The sequence below is a fragment of the Calditrichota bacterium genome (assembly GCA_013112635.1).
In the GTDB taxonomy this organism is placed as follows: Bacteria; Calditrichota; Calditrichia; order Calditrichales; family J004; genus JABFGF01.
This window is the reverse complement of the sequence record JABFGF010000006.1, coordinates 1-18,937: the sequence shown is the minus strand read 5'-3', so window position 1 is coordinate 18,937 and position 18,937 is coordinate 1. Positions and strand designations below refer to the sequence as shown.

The 18,937-nt window shown below is 36.8% G+C and carries 16 protein-coding genes; 4 read left to right on the top strand and 12 right to left on the bottom strand.

Annotated elements, in window-relative coordinates; all coding sequences use genetic code 11:
* Window positions 1–79: 79 nt before the first annotated feature.
* The 3 genes from HND50_15380 to HND50_15370 all read right to left on the bottom strand — a co-directional run bounded on the left by HND50_15380 (window position 80) and on the right by HND50_15370 (window position 3,224).
* Window positions 80–1,561, bottom strand: coding sequence for a HAMP domain-containing protein (locus HND50_15380; protein ID NOG46622.1), 1,482 nt, complete (start codon window positions 1,559–1,561; stop codon window positions 80–82).
* A 44-nt stretch (window positions 1,562–1,605) separates the two neighbouring features.
* Window positions 1,606–2,322, bottom strand: coding sequence for a response regulator transcription factor (locus HND50_15375; GenBank protein NOG46621.1), 717 nt, complete (start codon window positions 2,320–2,322; stop codon window positions 1,606–1,608).
* Window positions 2,323–2,474: 152 nt separating this feature from the next.
* The gene (locus tag HND50_15370; GenBank protein ID NOG46620.1) at window positions 2,475–3,224 is read right to left on the bottom strand and encodes a hypothetical protein; all 750 of its coding nucleotides are present in this window, start codon (window positions 3,222–3,224) and stop codon (window positions 2,475–2,477) included.
* A 334-nt stretch (window positions 3,225–3,558) separates the two neighbouring features.
* Here HND50_15370 and HND50_15365 point away from each other — a divergent pair, with 334 nt between their 5' ends.
* Together HND50_15365 and amrB are read left to right on the top strand one after the other, a co-directional pair.
* Window positions 3,559–3,918: a DoxX family protein gene (locus HND50_15365; protein ID NOG46619.1), complete on the top strand. Its 360-nt coding sequence runs from the start codon at window positions 3,559–3,561 to the stop codon at window positions 3,916–3,918.
* Between the two features lie 113 nt (window positions 3,919–4,031).
* Window positions 4,032–4,862 carry an AmmeMemoRadiSam system protein B gene (gene amrB, locus HND50_15360; GenBank protein NOG46618.1) on the top strand — a complete coding sequence of 277 codons (831 nt, stop codon included), beginning with the start codon at window positions 4,032–4,034 and terminating at the stop codon, window positions 4,860–4,862.
* A gap of 56 nt (window positions 4,863–4,918) precedes the next feature.
* Here amrB and HND50_15355 read toward each other — a convergent pair whose 3' ends face one another.
* The 7 genes from HND50_15355 to HND50_15325 all read right to left on the bottom strand — a co-directional run bounded on the left by HND50_15355 (window position 4,919) and on the right by HND50_15325 (window position 14,657).
* A complete protein-coding gene (locus HND50_15355) occupies window positions 4,919–8,470 on the bottom strand; it encodes a T9SS type A sorting domain-containing protein (GenBank protein NOG46617.1) in 3,552 nt (1,183 codons plus the stop codon).
* 34 nt (window positions 8,471–8,504) lie between these two features.
* Complete coding sequence (locus HND50_15350; GenBank protein ID NOG46616.1) at window positions 8,505–8,894, bottom strand: hypothetical protein; 390 nt, start codon at window positions 8,892–8,894, stop codon at window positions 8,505–8,507.
* 61 nt (window positions 8,895–8,955) lie between these two features.
* Window positions 8,956–9,981, bottom strand: coding sequence for a DNA-protecting protein DprA (gene dprA, locus HND50_15345; protein ID NOG46615.1), 1,026 nt, complete (start codon window positions 9,979–9,981; stop codon window positions 8,956–8,958).
* Window positions 9,982–10,178: 197 nt separating this feature from the next.
* Entirely contained in the window at window positions 10,179–11,171 is a 993-nt protein-coding gene (obgE, locus tag HND50_15340) for a GTPase ObgE (protein NOG46614.1), read from the bottom strand.
* 121 nt (window positions 11,172–11,292) lie between these two features.
* A complete protein-coding gene (gene porQ, locus HND50_15335) occupies window positions 11,293–12,237 on the bottom strand; it encodes a type IX secretion system protein PorQ (GenBank protein NOG46613.1) in 945 nt (314 codons plus the stop codon).
* 33 nt (window positions 12,238–12,270) lie between these two features.
* On the bottom strand, window positions 12,271–13,125 hold the full coding sequence (locus HND50_15330; GenBank protein ID NOG46612.1) for a glutamate racemase: 855 nt from the start codon (window positions 13,123–13,125) through the stop codon (window positions 12,271–12,273).
* Window positions 13,125–14,657 carry an N-acetylmuramoyl-L-alanine amidase gene (locus HND50_15325; GenBank protein ID NOG46611.1) on the bottom strand — a complete coding sequence of 511 codons (1,533 nt, stop codon included), beginning with the start codon at window positions 14,655–14,657 and terminating at the stop codon, window positions 13,125–13,127. Before HND50_15325 ends, HND50_15330 begins: the two co-directional genes overlap by 1 nt.
* Window positions 14,658–14,842: 185 nt before the next feature.
* Between HND50_15325 and HND50_15320 the strand changes: the two genes are divergently transcribed.
* Both HND50_15320 and HND50_15315 read left to right on the top strand, forming a co-directional pair.
* The gene (locus HND50_15320) at window positions 14,843–15,748 is read left to right on the top strand and encodes an ATP-binding cassette domain-containing protein (protein NOG46610.1); all 906 of its coding nucleotides are present in this window, start codon (window positions 14,843–14,845) and stop codon (window positions 15,746–15,748) included.
* Window positions 15,741–16,997 carry an ABC transporter permease gene (locus HND50_15315; GenBank protein ID NOG46609.1) on the top strand — a complete coding sequence of 419 codons (1,257 nt, stop codon included), beginning with the start codon at window positions 15,741–15,743 and terminating at the stop codon, window positions 16,995–16,997. Before HND50_15320 ends, HND50_15315 begins: the two co-directional genes overlap by 8 nt.
* A gap of 98 nt (window positions 16,998–17,095) precedes the next feature.
* Here the strand turns inward: HND50_15315 and HND50_15310 are convergent, their stop codons facing one another.
* Both HND50_15310 and HND50_15305 read right to left on the bottom strand, forming a co-directional pair.
* Entirely contained in the window at window positions 17,096–18,721 is a 1,626-nt protein-coding gene (locus tag HND50_15310; GenBank protein ID NOG46608.1) for a T9SS type A sorting domain-containing protein, read from the bottom strand.
* Between the two features lie 40 nt (window positions 18,722–18,761).
* Window positions 18,762–18,937: hypothetical protein (locus tag HND50_15305; protein ID NOG46607.1), on the bottom strand; the 176-nt coding region annotated here is incomplete at its 5' end.

The following is an 18,937-nucleotide window of genomic DNA, read 5'->3' as shown; positions in this document are numbered from 1 at the left end:
ATTTAGAGACTTTTCATTCCTGCATGTTTTTACCCAGTTGGCAGGTGATTAGCACGACATGTTTTTTAAATATTTATTTTCAAACCGTGCTTTGATGCCAGGTTTTGAGATTAAATGAAAAAACACTCCCTTTATTTATTTCGCTTGCAACAGAAATTGAGCTTTTGTGAACTTCCATTATTTTTTTTGCAATTGCCAATCCAAGCCCTGTACCACCGGTTTTTTCCGATCTGCTTTTTTCCACACGATAGAATCGGTTAAAAATATATTTTAAATCTTCCTGATCAATGCCCGGGCCATTGTCCACAACCCGAACACGGATAACTTCGCCTGATGATTCTGTAACAATATTTACTTTGCCGCCTTCTGGAGTATAACGAATAGCATTTTCCAGCAAGTTGGATAAAACTCGTTCGATCATCCCAATATCTGCAAAAACCTGGGGAAGTCCATCTTTTATTTCTGCCGCAATTGTAATCCCCAATTTCTCCGCTTTAGGCTGAAACTTAGAAATTACATCATACACCATTTCCTTTACAAGAAACGGCTCTGGTTGTGGCTCAATCTGTTTAGCATCAAGCTTGGAAAGTTCAAATAATTGTGTAACCAGGCGTTCCAATCCATGCGTTGAATCAAGCAAAATATTTATATACTTGTGGCGCTCTTCATCCGATAAAACCTTGTCTTTTATTTGAATGGTTTCCAGGTAGCCGCGAATTGAAGCCAATGGACTTCGTAAATCATGCGAAACATTTGCTATCAATTCCCTGCGCAATTTATCCGTATTCTTCAATTCTTCAATATTAGCTACAATCGTATCGGCCATTTTATTAAAGGATGTAGCCAACTGCCCTACTTCGTCATCGGTTTTTACAGGAATGCGCACATCTTGTTTGCCACGCTCAAAATCATGAACGACGTTAGTCATATTTCTTAAACGCCGCGTAAGCAAAGCAAACAGAATCAGACCAATAATCCCCGTAAAAAAAAGTGTAATCAATAAACCTTTCACAATAGTCTGAACCACATATTCTTCACGGGTTATGCTTATCGCTGCGTCATATAATTCCGATCCGATAATTATATATAAATAACCGTTTACCTCTTTCCCAATTTGCAAACGGGCTGCTGAAAACGGTTTTGTAATCCCCGGATTTCGAGGATCAACCCCAAGAATCGGTAATTGTCTATTTGGAGATAAGAATTCCTTTATTGCTTCTAACTCCACCTGTTCCACTTTTACTTTCTTTTGAGGCTCAGCAAAGAAAGCCATAATTCCGCCTTGTTCATCCAACAGGTAAATCTCAATTTTAGGATTAATTACCATCATATAATGAATTACGTGATGTATGGCATCAATATCCAAACTGTCTTTTAAAAGTGGGTTAAAGTCTTTGGCAACATCTTCAGCAAGACGTGCATTAAGCTGCTGATCGGCTTCATTGTGATGTGTTTGCCAGGAACTTATTGTTAAAAGGATTTGGACAGTCCCCATCACCAATAAAAGAATTAAAAACAGAGCAGAGAGCTTTCCATAAAAAGATGTAAAAAATCGTTTCATATATTATCCAATCAAAAAAATATATTGCGGGTTACAACAGGTTTTTATCCTTCCGGTGCTTCAAAACGGTAACCAACACCCCACAATGTTTTTATATACTGTGGGTTGGTAGGATCTTTTTCAATTTTGTTTCTTAAACGGTTTATATGAGAACTAACTGTATGTTCATAGCCCTCGTATTGATAACCCCAAACCAAATCTAGCAAACGTTCCCGGCTGTAAGTGTTTCCCGGATGTGAGGCAAACAAAGTCAGCATGTCAAATTCTTTAGCGGTTAACTCTACACGTTCCCCTTCCAAAAGGACCATGTGTTTTTCCAAATCAATCACCAAATCACGAAATTCCAGTTTTTCGCTGTCATCTTTTTTTGCGCTGCTTTCCTGATCAAGCTCAACCCTTCTTAAAATTGCTTTTACACGAGCAACAAGCTCACGTATGCCAAAAGGTTTTGTTAAATAATCGTCTGCGCCAACTTCTAAGCCAAGTACTTTATCCAGCTCTTCTGATTTGGCCGTCAACATCAAAATAGGTGTAAATTTATCTTTGGATTTGATTCTTCTGCAAACTTCAAGGCCATCCATGTGTGGCAACATAAGATCCAGGATAATCAAAGAATAATCATTATTGGTTGCTTTTTCAAGACCAATTAGTCCATCCATAGCATGGTCCACGTGCATACCAATATCACCCAGGTGAATCCGCACCAATTCAATAATTTTAGGATCATCCTCAACTATTAGAATTTTATTATCAGTAGTCATAAAAATTATATCTCACATAAGTTCATTTAAATAAAAAATGGAGTATTGGAACGATGAAGTGAAAACTATAAAGCGACTTAGCATTACTCCAGAACTCCAATACTCTCATATTTAAAAATTCTATCTGTTAAAAGCGACAAAAAAATTACAATCTAATTAACTCGGGTTATAGTCACTTTTGCTACAGGTTCATCCCAGCCATAAATATCTGCATCCAGATCACCATTACCGGAAATACCCGGATGATATTTTATCCTTTCATTTGTAGGCACTCGCACCAACGGACTCCCACAGCATGGCCCGGGAATATGATCTACAGATTCTGTATTTTCTTCAGAACCTGCATCATAGCTACGTAAATAAACTGTTTTAGAACCTCGTGCTGGCATATGCAGTGCATCCAATCCGGCAAAGGCATCATTTGTATTTACAAGCATGGAAACGATAGAAAGTTTTCGAAATCCTACCCTGGATTTTAGAGTAAAAGTTGTGGATGCGCCCGGAAAAACAACTCCATCACCACGGACAACGTCATATACAAGGCCATTGGAATTTAAAGCATCAACAAGTGGATCACTAACGGCATCTTCGGCTAATTGAGCGACCTCCGAAGAAGCATAGTTGCCATTCTGAAAAACGTGGAAAAACTTGGTATGTGCAGCTAATACTGGTGGTGACATTGGTTGACTAGCACCCGGACCGGTTGCAGGCGCCAAATTAGTGAAAGTGATTTCATACTCTGCAACACCACGAGAATGAATATCAAGTGAGTTTTGGCCTGAATAACCACGCCGCAAGTCTGTATCGCCAGAGCTTCCGGTTAAAGTCTCAGAGCTATTTTCGCACGACCAGAATAAAGCAAAAACAGCAACAATTGAAATAAAACGAAAAGAACGCGTCATAACTTCCTCCTAAATTGATTAATTTGTCAGGAGCAATTATGAGGCCGGATTTTAACAAACAGTTCACAAAATACTTCTAAAAAAATTGAAATCTGTTCAATTTGGATAAATTGTTTTTAGAACTCAATGGAAATTTCCGGGGTACTTAGGCTCTGGATTTTTTTTTTCCTTCCGACCTTTCGTGATAATAATTTTACAATCATTCAATATGCACGATTAGGGTTCTGGTTATTTTTTTTGTATACTATAGCCATATTTTTTAAACCTCTCTTAAAATTTCCAATTTTCTAAAAACGTTCCACAACCAACAATCAACTCACATTAGGAGGTTTTTATGCAAGCTTTAACTGGTACCGCTGCACGGTATATTTTTGCTATTCCTTTTATTATTTTTGGCCTTATGCACTTTATGGCCGGCGGAGAAATGGCAGGAATGGTTCCCTCGTTTATCCCAGGTGGAGTATTTTGGGTTTATCTAACTGGCTTGGCACTTGTTTTAGCCGGAATAAGTCTTGTCATTAAAAAGAAGGATAAACTTGCTGCCTTGTTACTTGGCATTATGCTGATACTTTTTGTTTTAACCATACATTTACCATCAGTAATGGGTGGCAACCAAATGGCTATGTCCCAGGTTTTAAAAGATCTTGCACTGGCAGGAGCAGCCTTTGCATTTTCAGGAATGGGCACAGATTGATTTAAAGTACACAAATCCCTGGTCATTGGCCGGGGATTTTTTTATCCCCACTGATTATTTACATCCACTTTATTATCTTGTACATTTGGTATCTACAAAACCGGAGATTTGCCATGTCTGCTATCCGAAAAGCTCAAATTGCGGGTACATTTTATCCTGAGAACAAAGATGATTTAAACACCAGCTTAGAAGAAATGCTTTCTTGTCATGATGATTTAACTCTGGAAAATATTAATGGAATAATTGTTCCACATGCCGGATACATTTATTCAGGCAACATCGCAGCAAAAGCCTATAAACAGATCGCCAATAATAAATACGACAATATTTTTGTAATCTCTCCCAGCCATTATGATTATTTTGAAGGCTGTTCCATTTTTGCCGGAAATTATGAAACTCCTATAGGAATAATTCAGACAAATACAAACCTGGTTGAAGCGTTGTCTCATTTTAAAACGATCCAGATTTCTAATCTTGGCCATCAAAATGAACATGCTCTTGAAATACAACTCCCTTTTTTGCAAAGACTTTTTTCAGACTTCAAACTTGTTCCAATTGTTATGGGCAAACAAAGTTATTCCACAGCTAATGAACTGGCTGAATCAATATTTTCGGTATTGAAAAAATCCCCATCAGAGAATCAAAAAAACCTGGTCGTTTGCAGCAGCGATCTGTCCCATTTTTACAATGAAAGTACTGCCAGACAACTTGATTCAATTATTTCAAATGATATTGAAGAATTCAATATTAGTAAACTTAACCAGGATATATTGGCGGAAAAAACAGAAGCTTGTGGGTTTGGGCCAATTCTTGCCGGAATGATGGTGTGCAAATTATTAGGTGCAACAAAAAGTAAAGTTCTAGGTTATGGAACATCAGCCGATGTAAATAAAGACATTAACCGGGTTGTAGGATATTTATCAGCTGCATTTTATAAAAACTAATCCAAAAAAAAAGCTGCCCCAAATAAGGACAGCTTTCAATTTAAATTTTAAATGGCTTAGCGTAATAAAACCATCTTTTTAACCGAGATTTTCTCACCGGCTTTTAACCTGTAATAAAAAGTTCCTGAGGAAACCTGGTTGCCAAAATTATTTTTCCCATCCCAAACTGCTTTATGCAAAACTCCGGCTTTAAGTTTATGGTTATTATAAACTGTTTTAACCAGTTTCCCTGTTATGTCATAAATTTTAAGTGAAACGGGCCCGCTTTTTGCCAGGCTAAAGTTAATTGTGGTTTCCGGATTAAACGGATTTGGATAGTTTTGCTTTAAGCTGAATGTGTTTGCTGTAAACCGCAGATCATCTATCGACACCAATACATCCTGTATTTGCAAGCTGTCAATAACCCAGCCCCAACCGTTCTCCAGCTCATCTGTAAATAATCTAAAACGAATAAGAATTGTATCCCCTGCATTGAATGTTTTGCTAATATCAATGGTATGCGAAACAAATAAGTTGCGGTAAGCTGTTGTGGTTGTCCAGGCAGCTTCCCAGGAGGGATCAAATCTTGCATCATAACCATCCAATAATGGTTTCCATGTATTTCCATCTTTCGATCCTTCAATAATCACATAATCCCAAAAATCCGAATCACCAAATTTTGAACCAGGTTCACCAGGTTCTACGATCGCTACATCAGAATAAACCATATTAGGATTAGAGGCACTCACAATTATAGGTTTCAATAAAGTAAAAAAGTATTCAGTTTCATTTTCATAATCATGCGAAGAATGGATAGCATTGTTCAGAAATCCAGCATAGTTCGTGATTTGAAAACCAATTCCAGCAAAGTTTTCCAATGGTTCGTCTTCAAAATCAGTTACATACGATAAAACAGGATTTTGAAAAGAGAAAACCTCTAATTTCATTTTTTGAGAAACGTAAAAATCACCATTCAAATATGAGTATAAACGGACTTCTATTTCTTTTGATGAATCAGATTCGTACGAAATATGTAAAACACTGTCAACCAGTGTTTCATTTAAAACTGTTTGAATTGATACTCCATCAATTCGAATTTGTGTTGAGTCATACACCGATCTCAGTTCAGTATCTAAAAAAAGTGTTTTTCCATCAAATGCGACATCGTTAAGGACTGGAGCAAGTGGAACGACAGGAGGTTCATATTCTGCCAAACCGCTCATACTAGCTACCCAAATCCCACGTCCATGCGTAGCTGCTACAACCTGATCATTAACTATTACCATGTCATACACTGCTACAGGTGGAAGGCCTCTATTGGCTGCATGCCATGTTTCACCATTATCTGTACTTTCAAAAAGCCCAATTCCAGTACCAGCCCAAATTATAGTTGTATCAAATGGCATTACAACCAGACTATATACCGCAACATCAGGAAAGCCATTTGTACTGCTGTCACTACCTAAAAATCCTGTTATATCTTCCCAAGTTTGGCCAAGATCTGAAGTACGGACAATTTTCGGTGCTTGTGCATATGAAAACAAAATGTAAGCAGTATTTCTTTGGGTCGGGTGTGTAGCCAACCCGGATATTCTTCCCATAGAGAATGGTAACGGTTTAGTCTGTTCAAATTCAAAGCCACCATCAATAGAAACAAAAGGGGCTGAATTACTTGAGACGTTTTGTGCTGTCCAGATAACTTGTGGATTAATAAGTGAAAACTTGATTTGAGAGAAGTAACTTGTTCCATTAAACCCTGATGGCATTTCAGTTAAACTCCAGTTTGCTCCGAAATCAGCTGATCTCCAAACACCTGATGCACCTATGGCAAAAACCAGGTCAACATCTTGTTTCGACTTTGCAATCTTAGTAAAGAATGGCGCTGAGGCTGATCCGACATCATTCATGCCATTTGTACCTGATCCAAAAGAAACACCTCCATTTGTAGAGCGTCCGATATTATTGTATTGGCTGGAGACCAAAACTTTGTTACCATCGCCATAATTCCATGCAGCATCAAAACCATCTCCTCCCCAACGTACAGTCCAGACAGACGAACTGTTTGGGTTAACTGGTGAGACATAGCTGTTATTGTCTTGCATACCGCCCACATATTCATTTGAACCATTTTTCTTATCAACACCATAAAACTGAGAAGTATTATAGCCATTTTCAGTATGACTGTAAGATGTACCTTTATTATCAGAATATGAAACTCCGCCATCATTACAGTTAATCATACGGAATGCACTACTTGTTGTATCAGTTTTTACCATAACAATGTTATGCTGATCAACATGAACACCTTTTGAACTACCACCAAATTGGCCATAACCATCGGTAATATTTGTAGTCGTGATTTTATTGTTGTCTGCCACATCAATACGCCAAATGTTAATACCACCTACGTAAACTTCATCTTCATTATATGGGTTTACCTCTATCGTGTTATCATACCAGCCCTGTCCGCCAAGCCAGTTAACACCATCGGCACCACTTTCTGTTGCTGCAACCCAGGTTCCTCCCGAATCCCTTGATATATATAGAACAGAACCAAATGTCCCACCAACTGCTGAAATATAGATACGGGTCGGATCAGAAGGTGCAACCGCTATTTCCATTCTACCAACTCCACTGATTCCGGTAGTTGAGCTTGTCCAAGTTAGCCCACCGTTGTTAGATTTGACAACGCTGCGTCCATTATCAGTCGCATATTGAAACTGAAAGTTGGTTGGATCTGCAGCTAAATCTTCAATGCGCGAACTACCCTGGAAAACTTGTGTCCAAGTTAGGCCACCATCTGTAGTACGGCGGATTGCAGTTGCCGGATTAGTACCTGAGTTATGCTGAAAACCCGATGCAGTGGCAACAAGTACAATATCTTCGTTATCAGGATCAATAATCATTCTCATTATATTCTGAAAATCATAATTAGCTGTACTGGCAAGTTGTTGCCAGCTTGCACCACGATCTGTCGTTTTCCAAATACCATTTCCATCTATCTGATCAACATTACCAAATCCTTCACCGGTACCAACATAAAGTACATCCGGATTTGAAGGTGATTGTACAATAGCACTTGTTGCAAGGTTACCGATATTTGGTGTTAGTTGTGTCCAGTTTTGGCCAGCGTCGACAGTTTTCCAAACACCACCGCCAACTGATCCGGAATACCAAGTATTAAAACTGTTATCATCAGGATCAACGACCAATGCGCGCGTCCTTCCAGAAACATTGCCCGGGCCAACTTCAATAAACGAATCTCCGTCAGCTTTATTATCATTCCTATTTTTTGAAAGATCTTTTATATTTCTCACATTTCGTGATTTCATTAACTCTTTAATACGGTAATTAAACTCATAGCCAGGATGGTCTTCACCATCGCGGGTTCGGATTCCATGCTGCCATTCCCTGTACTTGTTTGGAGAATCTTGTTTTATTAGCCCCTTAACTTTTCGTTTTCTTTCAGACATTTGTACTTGGGGCATGCCTTTCGAGGCAGACTCTTTCATAATACTTTTGTCCAATTGGGCAAGATCAAGCTGAGAGTTTTCAATTTGATTATTGATAAAAAATACGAGCATTATAAAACCTAAAACAGGTAAAAGGTATGTAAAAAACTTTCTCATTAAGTTCTCCATGTTTTTAATACAATGATATGATTTATTTAGTTTTCTTTTTTAGTTTAACATCGTAAATATAAGTAATTGATTGATTTTCCTGATCAATTGATACAACTCTTGCAACTGATTCAACTTTAAACGTGTATTTCCCTACCCATTTAATACTTCCATTTGTCAGGTTGTCCTCGAAAAGCACTTCAGCATTTTCATTATTGTAAACAAAAAACTTCAAAGCCGGGAATGGGTTTAAAGCAGTTTTTTCTTTCTGTGAATAACAAATTGTGTAGGTTTTTTTTTTATTACTCAAATAAAAAATATCTGTACCATATTTTACTTTGGCAATAGACTCGATAGTTGCAGGTTGCTCATCCTTTAAAGAGGGTTGACAACCAACATATAAAATGAGGAAGAATAATAGGAATTTGTTCATTTAATTCTGGTTTAATTAATGAATGTTGGTAAACGACTATTCTAAATAAAACAATTCTGGTTTAAAGCTTTGTAAACATTTTGCCGGCCATCTGGCGCACAATGCCACTTAACTCTAAGGTAAGAAGAGTAGTTAAAGCTTCGGTGGTAGAAATGCCAGCCTTTATCGCAAGTTGATCGATATGCAGCGCTTCGGTTTTTAACAAATCGTAGATTACCTTTTCCTTTTCTGTTAACTTTGGTTCGGGTTTTGGAGATTCGGATAAATTTAAACTGAGCTGGCCCGTTAATTCTGTTGTAATATCGTTAATTCCCTGAACAAGTTTAGCGCCTTGTTTAATTAAATTATTGCACCCTGTACTTTTGCCGGATGTAATTGGCCCGGGAACTGCAAAAACTTCTCGATTTTGATCGATTGCATACATGGCTGTTAACAATGCCCCGCTCTTTCCACCTGCTTCTGTTACCAATATCCCAAGGCTTAGTCCACTAATAATACGATTTCTTTTCGGGAAGTTACCCGCATCCGGCTTGGTTCCAAAAGGATACTCAGTTACAAATAACCCTTGTTTTTCAAAAGCATCAAGTAGTTTTCTGTTTTCAGCCGGATAAACAATATCAAGCCCGTTACCAAGAACAGCAATTGTTTTCCCTCTATTTTTAAGCGCAGCGTTATGTGCAATACTATCTATCCCACGCGCAAACCCACTGATTACTGTAAGGTTATTCTGAGCCAAATCAGTGCTTAACTGTTCAGTTATATTTTTACCGTATGACGTAGGCACACGTGACCCCACGATACCAATACCTTGTGTGTCAAGTAGATTAATATCACCTTTAACAAATAAAAATGCCGGCGGATCATAAATACGTTTTAGCCGATCCGGGTATGCGGAATCCCAAAAGGTTAGAATTTTGGCTGTACCATTTTTTAGATGCGCTAACTGGTTTTGAACAAACTTTTCATTTACTCCTGATTTTATCCTCTCAGCTGTTTTGTTGTCAATACCCTCAACTGTAACAAGGTTGCGTACCGGTGTGTTAAGCACATTTTGTGGAGAACCGAAAACTGAAATTAGTTTTCTCATTCGCGCTGAACCAATTCCGTGGACAGAATAAAGGCTCAACAATGATTCAAGGGAAAAATCTTGCATAAAAAAATAAAATCGCTTTAAGTTAGTGTATTAAAGGCATACTTAAACAAGTTACTGGTTTCTGAATAGAAATTCAAAATATGGGGTTATTAAACGCTTTCAAAAGTGTTTTGTAGAATTATGTATCAGTGCTAAAAATTTTCTTCCTGCTCTTCTGTTTTTTTTATCAGTTTAAAAAATGCATCTTTTAAAATATCAATATTTTCGCCTGTAACAGCAGAGATTTTTATTACATGAATATCATCGGGTAACCCTAAATCAATTTCATCACCGGCAATATCCGTTTTATTGAGAACCACGACAAGTGGTTTTTTTGCAAGTTCGGCGCTATACTGCTTTAGCTCATTTTGTAAAGTTTTTAACTCGTCCAACGGATCTTCGCCGGTAATATCCAGAATATAAGCCAAGGCCCGTGTACGTTCTATGTGGCGCAAAAACTGGTGACCAAGCCCTTTGCCTTCGTGTGCACCTTCGATTAGCCCAGGAATATCAGCAATAACAAAACTAAAGAAATCTTTATAGGAAACAATACCGAGGTTTGGAGCAAGTGTTGTAAATGGATAATTTGCAATTTTGGGTTTTGCTTTTGAAAGCCGTGATAAAAGTGTGGATTTTCCTGCATTTGGAAAGCCGACAAATCCAATATCTGCAATACTTTTTAACTCAAGTTCCAGTTCGCGTTCTTCACCAGGTAAACCCACTTCCCACTCGCGCGGACTTTGGTGAGTAGCTGTTGTGTAACGGGCATTTCCCTTTCCGCCACGACCGCCTTTTGCAACTACAAACCTTTGCTGATCTTTTGTGAAATCTACAAGAATTTGATCCTTTTTCACATCTTTTACAACGGTACCAATTGGTACTTCCAGGGTAATATCTTCAGCTTTTTTTCCATGACAATTTGAACCCATTCCATGCTGGCCACGTTTTGCTTTGTATTCGCGCCTGTAAGTATAGTCTCTTAAAGTATGCAAACTTTTATTGGCAATAAAAATTATACTTGCACCCCGTCCTCCATCACCACCATCAGGGCCACCTTTGTCAATAAATTTTTCACGACGGAAACTCATACAGCCACTGCCGCCATTTCCTGCACTAACACGGATTTTTACAAAATCTATAAACATATATTTGATCCTGGATGCAGGGTGCTTGATACATGAGACCTGCAACTTGGTTTTGAATTACAATTAATTAATTCTGGATTTACTAGGGTGTGTTTATCAAAAATCAAAAAATAAATCTTTTTCACAATGTTCCTGAGAAACCAAAACGGTGTGTATTGCCTAATAAATTGTAGTTTGAGTAAGAATAATCGAAACGAAATGAGTTTATATAAATACCAAATCCGCCGGAAAGTCCGCCGAAATCACTTTCTTCAATTGTTTTCAAATCTGTATGAAGCCTGTTATCATAACCAATTCTTAAACGAACAGATTCACTGATTGTAAATTCGCCACCAATGGACATGTGTTCAAAAAACTCTGCAAATTTGGATACTCTGTTTACTTCTGCATTTGAAACAGATATTTCCAACGGTAAATGTGCTAATTTTTTTGAAACACCAACACGAACATTAAAAGGTAAATCTTCTTTTATGTTAGAATAATATTCAATATTTGAACCAAGGTTTTGCACTGAAAGGCCAAAATACAAATCTTCCTCAAAAGGCGCGTCCCAAATTAAACCAAAATCAAATGCTATTGCCGACGCATTATAATCCTGAATTTGTGAGTAAATATACTTTACATTTACTCCATAACTAACACCCTTCTCAAAATGATCAGCCCAACTAAGAACCAATTCAATATCTGCCGGAGTAAAAGACAAACCTGTTTCCTGAGCGTATTCATCTGTTTCATTAAAACCGCCATAATCCATGTAAACAATGGATCCGCTGATTATGCCAATATTTTCAACTTCTTGTGAATATGCCAGCATTCCGCCATTTATATCCAATAAATAATTGGTGAAGTTAAACATATATTGGTTTGATTCATTGTATGCCATCCCTGCAGGATTTATCATAATTGATCCTACATTACCTCTTGCTGTTGTAAAAGCATTACTCATTGCTGCCGTACGCGGATTAAAATCTGTGCGTAAAAATTCAAAGGCACTTGTTAAAGCACCGCCGGCATATAGGGAATTTACCGATAACAAAATGGCTAAAACTATAAAAAGTTTTTTCATTAGAATTCTCAAAAATTGTACATAAAGTTTTTATTAAACTGCATAGATTAGTTTTTTAATTTCATCACTATTTGACATTAAAAATTCTTCAAAATCTATACGTTTAATATTTTTAAAAGGCCCACCTAAAAAACGGGAACCAATTTCTTCAAATTTTTGTGGGATGTCACTTACAAAAAATAAGTCGTCATCTTCTTTTGCACCTTTATTTAGCAAATTATTTTGAATTAGGACATTCTCCACAAAACGGGCTGTTTCTGATCCGGAATCAACAAGTTTTACATTTGGACCTGTAACTTTTTGAACAGTATCATGCAATAAAGGGTAATGCGTGCATCCTAAAATCAATGTATCAACTTTGGTCTCTAATATTTCTTTCAAATAATTTTCCAAAGTTAAAACTGTAACCTGTTCTTCCAACCAGCCTTCTTCTACTAACGGAACCAACAAAGGGCATGCCTGTGAGTAAACATTAATCTCCTGAGGACTATTTGATTTAATTGCCTGTGCATAAGCATTGCTACTAATTGTCGCCGATGTTCCAATCACTCCAATTACGTTTTTTTTTGTTTCGCGAATTGCACCCACTGAGCCTGGGATAACTACGCCAACAACCGGTACTTTAAGTCTTTCCGTTAAAACATCTATTGCCATTGCCGAAGCGGTGTTACATGCTACTACAATCATTTTTACATTATGTTGTAACAAAAATGCTGCATCTTCCAATGCATATTGCTGTACGAGTTTCTTCGATTTAGAACCATAGGGAATTCGGGCTGTATCACCGAAATAAATCAATCGCTCATTTGGAAGTCTTTGTCGTAATTCTTTTAAAACAGTCAATCCACCAATACCAGAATCAAAAATACCTATTGCTTGTTTTTCCATTAAATTGCCGCTTCAATATCCTTCTTATATTTTTGTATCCCCTCAAGCACAGCTTTTGCAATTTTCATTTGATTTGCATTTTTCTTAAGAAACAGACCTTCATGCTTATTCGAAACGAATCCGATTTCAACCAATATATTTGGCATCGTCGCTCCTACCATTACCCAAAACCTTCCTTGTTTTACGCCTCTGTCTTTTAATCCAAGTGGTTTCAATGTTTTTGCAAATGAATTTTGTACCACTGAAGCAAAATATTGACTTTGACGAATAAAGGCACTTTGAGCCATAGTTGCAAGGATAAAATTAATCCCTTCATACCGTTTCTGGTCTTCTTTATGTTCAAACTTTATTGATTCGTTTTCTTTAAGAACTACACTTTGCGCTTGCTTGTTTTTATCTTTATCAGCACTTAAAAAATACGTTTCAAAGCCTCTAACTTTTTTATTGTTATTACTATTGCAATGTAAGCTGATAAACAGCTTCCCTTTGTTTTCATTGGCAATTTTTGTTCTTTTCCATAAGGGTATAAATGTATCATTTTTTCGTGTATAAATAATTTTTACACCCGGCATATTTTTAGCTATCAGTTGTCCAAGTTTCAACGCAACACCAAGTGTTATGTCTTTTTCCTTCAACCCCTTGTAGCCTATTGCCCCGGGATCTTTACCACCATGCCCGGCATCAATAACTATTGTATCAATTAACCATTCTTTTTTTTGTTTATCCAGTTCTTTGCTAGCCTGAACCTCTGCTTCCACTTTTTCATTCGTTCTTAAATTTACATGGAAGTCTTTGGCATTTTCGTTTAATACTAATTCTCGAGAAAGGATTTTTCGTTTCAATTTAAAAGCAAGAGAAACAATCTGATCAAATTCAATAACCTCAATTTTTGAAACCACACCGCTTGTCTTGATGTATTGAACCATAGAGGAATCTATTTTGCCACCAAAAACATCTATATGAAACCAGCCGTTGGCAACTTTCAAACTAATATCTTTTTTGGAGAACTGTTTAGATGAATGTACCGTAATTAAGGTGCCGTTTTCTTTCGCTGCGATCTTAATACCGGTAAGGTTGACATCTTTCATACCTAGCGAAAAAATTAATTCCCTCCGGTCAAAGCTAAAACGGTGTGCTGTATAACTGTTAAAAAGCTCTACCAGCATTTGGGCAGGTACCCACAATTCTCCGTTTTTCCATAAAGGTACAAATGTTAATTGATAGGCATGATCGTTTAGGATTACATAATTATTATTTGATGTAAATGTGGCCTTGTCACTCCCAACGTATAAAACAGATTTGTGGCGTGATTCATTTGTATAAATTCCAAACCCGGTTTTTATAACAAAATCATTTAGGGAAATATATATGCTACCCCACTTTTTGAACGAGGGTATTTCTTGTAAAGAATTGTCGCCCTTATTATTATCAATAATTACCGTATCAACCTGATTTGCCGGGGCATTATAATTTGCTGAAAGATGTAATAAACTTGAGGCAAATAATACTAAAAGAAAGGACGTATGTTTCATGAAATACTTATAATAAAAAGTGTAAAAAAATTAGTGATTAAAGTACAGAATAGATCAAAGTTATTCAACTCAAACTGTTTAAAACCGCACATGTTTCGAATAAAGATAATTTAATCTATAAATAAAATAAAACCTTTATTAACTTAGACGTATAACAAAGCCTTACTTAAACCTTGGAGTGATAAATGCCAATACTGGAAATAGACAATATTTTTAAACAATATGGAGATTATATTGCCGTAAACAATGTTTCTTTCTCGGTAGAGCAAGGAAATATTTATGGTATATTAGGACCAAACGGTGCAGGAAAAACAACAACAATCCGTATGATAATGAATATTATAGCACCGGATTCCGGAACAGTTAGTTTATTTGGGCAAGAAATGAGCGATCAGCTTAAATCCAGAATTGGATATTTGCCTGAAGAACGAGGATTGTATAAGAAAATGAAGGTAAAAGAAGTGCTACTTTTTTTAGGTGAACTTCATGGAATGAAAAGAAACACAGCTGAATCGAGCACTTTAAAATGGCTTGAAAAACTGCAACTAATTGATAATAAAGATAGCCGTGTTGATGAGCTTTCAAAAGGGATGCAACAAAAACTGCAGATAATCGGCACAATTATGCATGACCCCGATCTAATAATATTGGATGAACCTTTTTCAGGTCTTGATCCTGTAAATGTAAACCTTGTAAAAAATATTATGATGGATTTAAAAAACGATGGTAAAGCCATTATGCTGTCCACACATATGATGGATGCAGCAGAAAAACTTTGTGATGATATTTTAATGATCAATAAAGGGAATAAAGTTTTAGATGGGGATCTGGATCAGATTCTATCTCAACACGGGAAGAATTCTGTGCAAATAGAATTTAAAGGAGATAACAAGATATTTGATGAAATCGCGATTTTAGAAAAGGTTGATCATTTTCCAAACTATGTTGAAGTTCAGCTAAAGGAAGGTCATAAAACCTCAGAATTGTTGAAACTAATCATCGATAAGATTGAAGTAACTTCATTACAAACAATGAAATCCAGTTTGAACGAAATATTTATATCCCTGGCCGGAGGTACTGAAAATGAATAAAATTATTGCGATTGTGAAACGGGAATTTAAAGAATCCGTTCTAAAAAAGAGTTTTATAATAATGACTTTATTAACCCCAATAATTATGGTTGGCTTCACAGTTGTACCTACTATGCTGGCCACCATGGAAGTTGAAGAACCAACTGTTTTAAGTATTTATGATGAAACTGATTTTATCGCAAATAACCTTTCGCAGTCATTAGTTGACACCCTTACAGGTGGTACACCGCGTTTTATTTTGAATATTTTAAACAAAAACAATGATAGGTTAGAAACAATTGAACAACAAAAACAACTTATTAGCGATGGAAGTATTGATGGTTTTTTACTTATTCCGGAAAATGTTATAAATGATGGAGAAATGATTTATTATTCTAAAAATGTTGCAAATTTTGATTTGAACAGACGAATCCGTAAAAGCGTCAGTACCACAACAGTAGATTATCGTTTGCTTAACTCAGGTTTAGATAATGAGCTGATTAATGAACTGACTAAACGAGTTGAGATGAAAACCATCAAAATAACCAAAGAAGGAACTGAATCTGAAAGAGGTTTTGAAACGGAATTCTTTTCAACTTTTATTTTCGTTTTTATACTTTATATAACTTTGATTATGTATGGATTTGTTTTAATGCGCAGCATAATTGAAGAAAAAACTACCCGAATTATTGAAGTACTTCTTTCATCGGCAAATCCTTTTCAGATAATGGCAGGAAAAATGATAGGCCAGGGCTCAGTTGGGTTAACACAATATTTAATTTGGGCATTATTTGGTACTGCTTTAATTTTTCTTGGCCCATCCATGATGCCAGTTTCTGCGGATATGTTTAGTTTTTCACCATCAATTTTGTTTTACTTTGTTCTGTTTTACCTATTGGGATATTTTCTTTATGCGGCTCTTTATACGGGTGTTGGTGCAATTACCAATACTGATCAGGAAGCTCAACAAATGGCCACTCCCATAACACTTATGCTGGTTGTACCATTAATTCTGCTTACTTTTATGGTTAAAAATCCGGACAATTCTGTGATTGAGATAATGTCCTATGTGCCTTTCTTTTCGCCAATGATTATGTTCGCACGGATAAACCTCGCAGAACCTTCATTACTAGAAATCTGGAGTTCAGTAGGTATTTTAGTGCTGAGCATAATTTTAATGATTTGGCTTAGTGCAAAGATTTTCCGGATTGGAATTTTGATGTATGGAAAGAGGCCTACATTACCGGAAATAATTCGTTGGATAAAATAAATAAAAAAAGCCTTCCAGATTTAACCAGGAAGGCTTAATATAAACGATTTTCTATCAGAACCCTTTCATTAAAGCCAAAACATCAAAAACATTTGAGACTACTTAATTAAAAGCATTTTGTATGTATCCACAAAATTCTCAGCTTGGAGCCTGTAATAATAAACACCGCTGGCCATGTTCGCCCCATTAAAAACAACCTGGTGTGAACCAGCCGTTTGCCGTCGGTTAATCAAAGTTTTTACTTTACGTCCCAAGGCACCATAAACTGTTATGTTAATTTTGCTGTTTACAGGCAATTCATAGCGGATAACCGTTTGTGGATTAAATGGGTTGGGACGGTTTTGTTCTAACTGAAAAGAAATTGGAATTTTTTTATCCTCAAATTCATCATTTAATCCAGTAACAGGATCCTTAAAAGGGAATAAATCATTTAGAAAAAGAGATGTTGCTTTTAATTTTGTTACACTATTTAATGCGCTACTTCCCTGAGTTACAATATATGCTATAATAATATCTTGTCTCTCACCGGCTTTCAATTGAAACGGGCCGCTGTTTATCAAAAATCTTATATCTTGTGGTGTATTATCTAACCAACCAGTTTGAGTGACGGGATCACCGGAGAAAAAGTAGCGCACATCACTATGTGAGTCTCCACCAATCCCCCAATCTGATGCAATAATTGGTTCGCCTTCTGCATCAAGACCGCCTTCTTGATAGTACCGTGCAATCTCTTTAGTTGCCGGATAGGTAATAACGCCACCCCATGATGTCATATACATAAAGGAAGTCATTCCTAAATTTTTGTGATTCAATATCGTATCAGTTCCCATCAACAATCCATTAATATGGAAAGCTGTATCGCCAGGTGAATCCACAATTGGCCCCTGAATAAAATCAATACCAAAAGCCGGTGGGTTTGCACCATATTCATTGTCATCCTGAAAATTATAAATGTAGCCCAAATTTAAAGTTGTATCACAGCCAATTAAATCATCAGTAGCATTACCTATATCAGGGTCTGTCCATCCGGAAATGATCAAATCATCAATATCATTTTCCGAGGCATTTACAACTCTATAACGAATAAACACAACATCCCCCAGGGCATCACTTTTTTCAAATGCCCAAATTGACTGTCTCACCTCAAGGCCTAAAGCCCCAGTATTTAACATGTCCCTGCTAGTGGCAGGTACACTATCATTATAAACACACCATAATGTACGGTCGCCAAGAATATCCGGAGTATCTATATTTGGATCGTATTCTCCATCTCCATCCGCATCAAAAAAGTCTGCACCAATTGCAACCGCATCGGCCCATTTATTATAGTTATCACTGCCAAAGCTGTCCGAACTATTTACGGTATAAAAAACGTATTCGAGTGCATCCGGATCACTTCCTAAATTGCCGGGTTGCATTTCCTGAATTCTGGAAGCAGGTGCCATCCAGGCTGTGCGCAAGTCACCTTCTACATAACCTGAAAAACAAACACCACCTGAAAATAAAAAGGACAGGTCAGTTCCTTTGGGGTAAAAGGAATCGGCATCATTACCGGTTTGCCCATCGTTGGTTAAAGCCAGGTCAATATTGTTTATATCCATACGGGCTGTTTCTCCGGTTACGGTAACCTTACTCAGTTTAGACTTTTTATTGTCTTCATTATGGCCGGCACTAAGTATAATTGCAAAAATAGAGATGGATAATAAAACTCTTAATGTTTTCATGATTAACCCTTTCTTTCTGGCTTTGCCGGGTATTACTAATTTAATCCTGACCCTGAACAACTGCGAACTTAACAACTTTTTCTCCTACCCCAGGCACTTCTATATGTGCTATGTACATTCCGGATGCAATCCTGCGGCCCGCTTCGTTCTTTAAATTCCATTCTACATTAGAATTTGAGCTGTTATTCTTTAATATATAAACCAAATGGCCAGCAA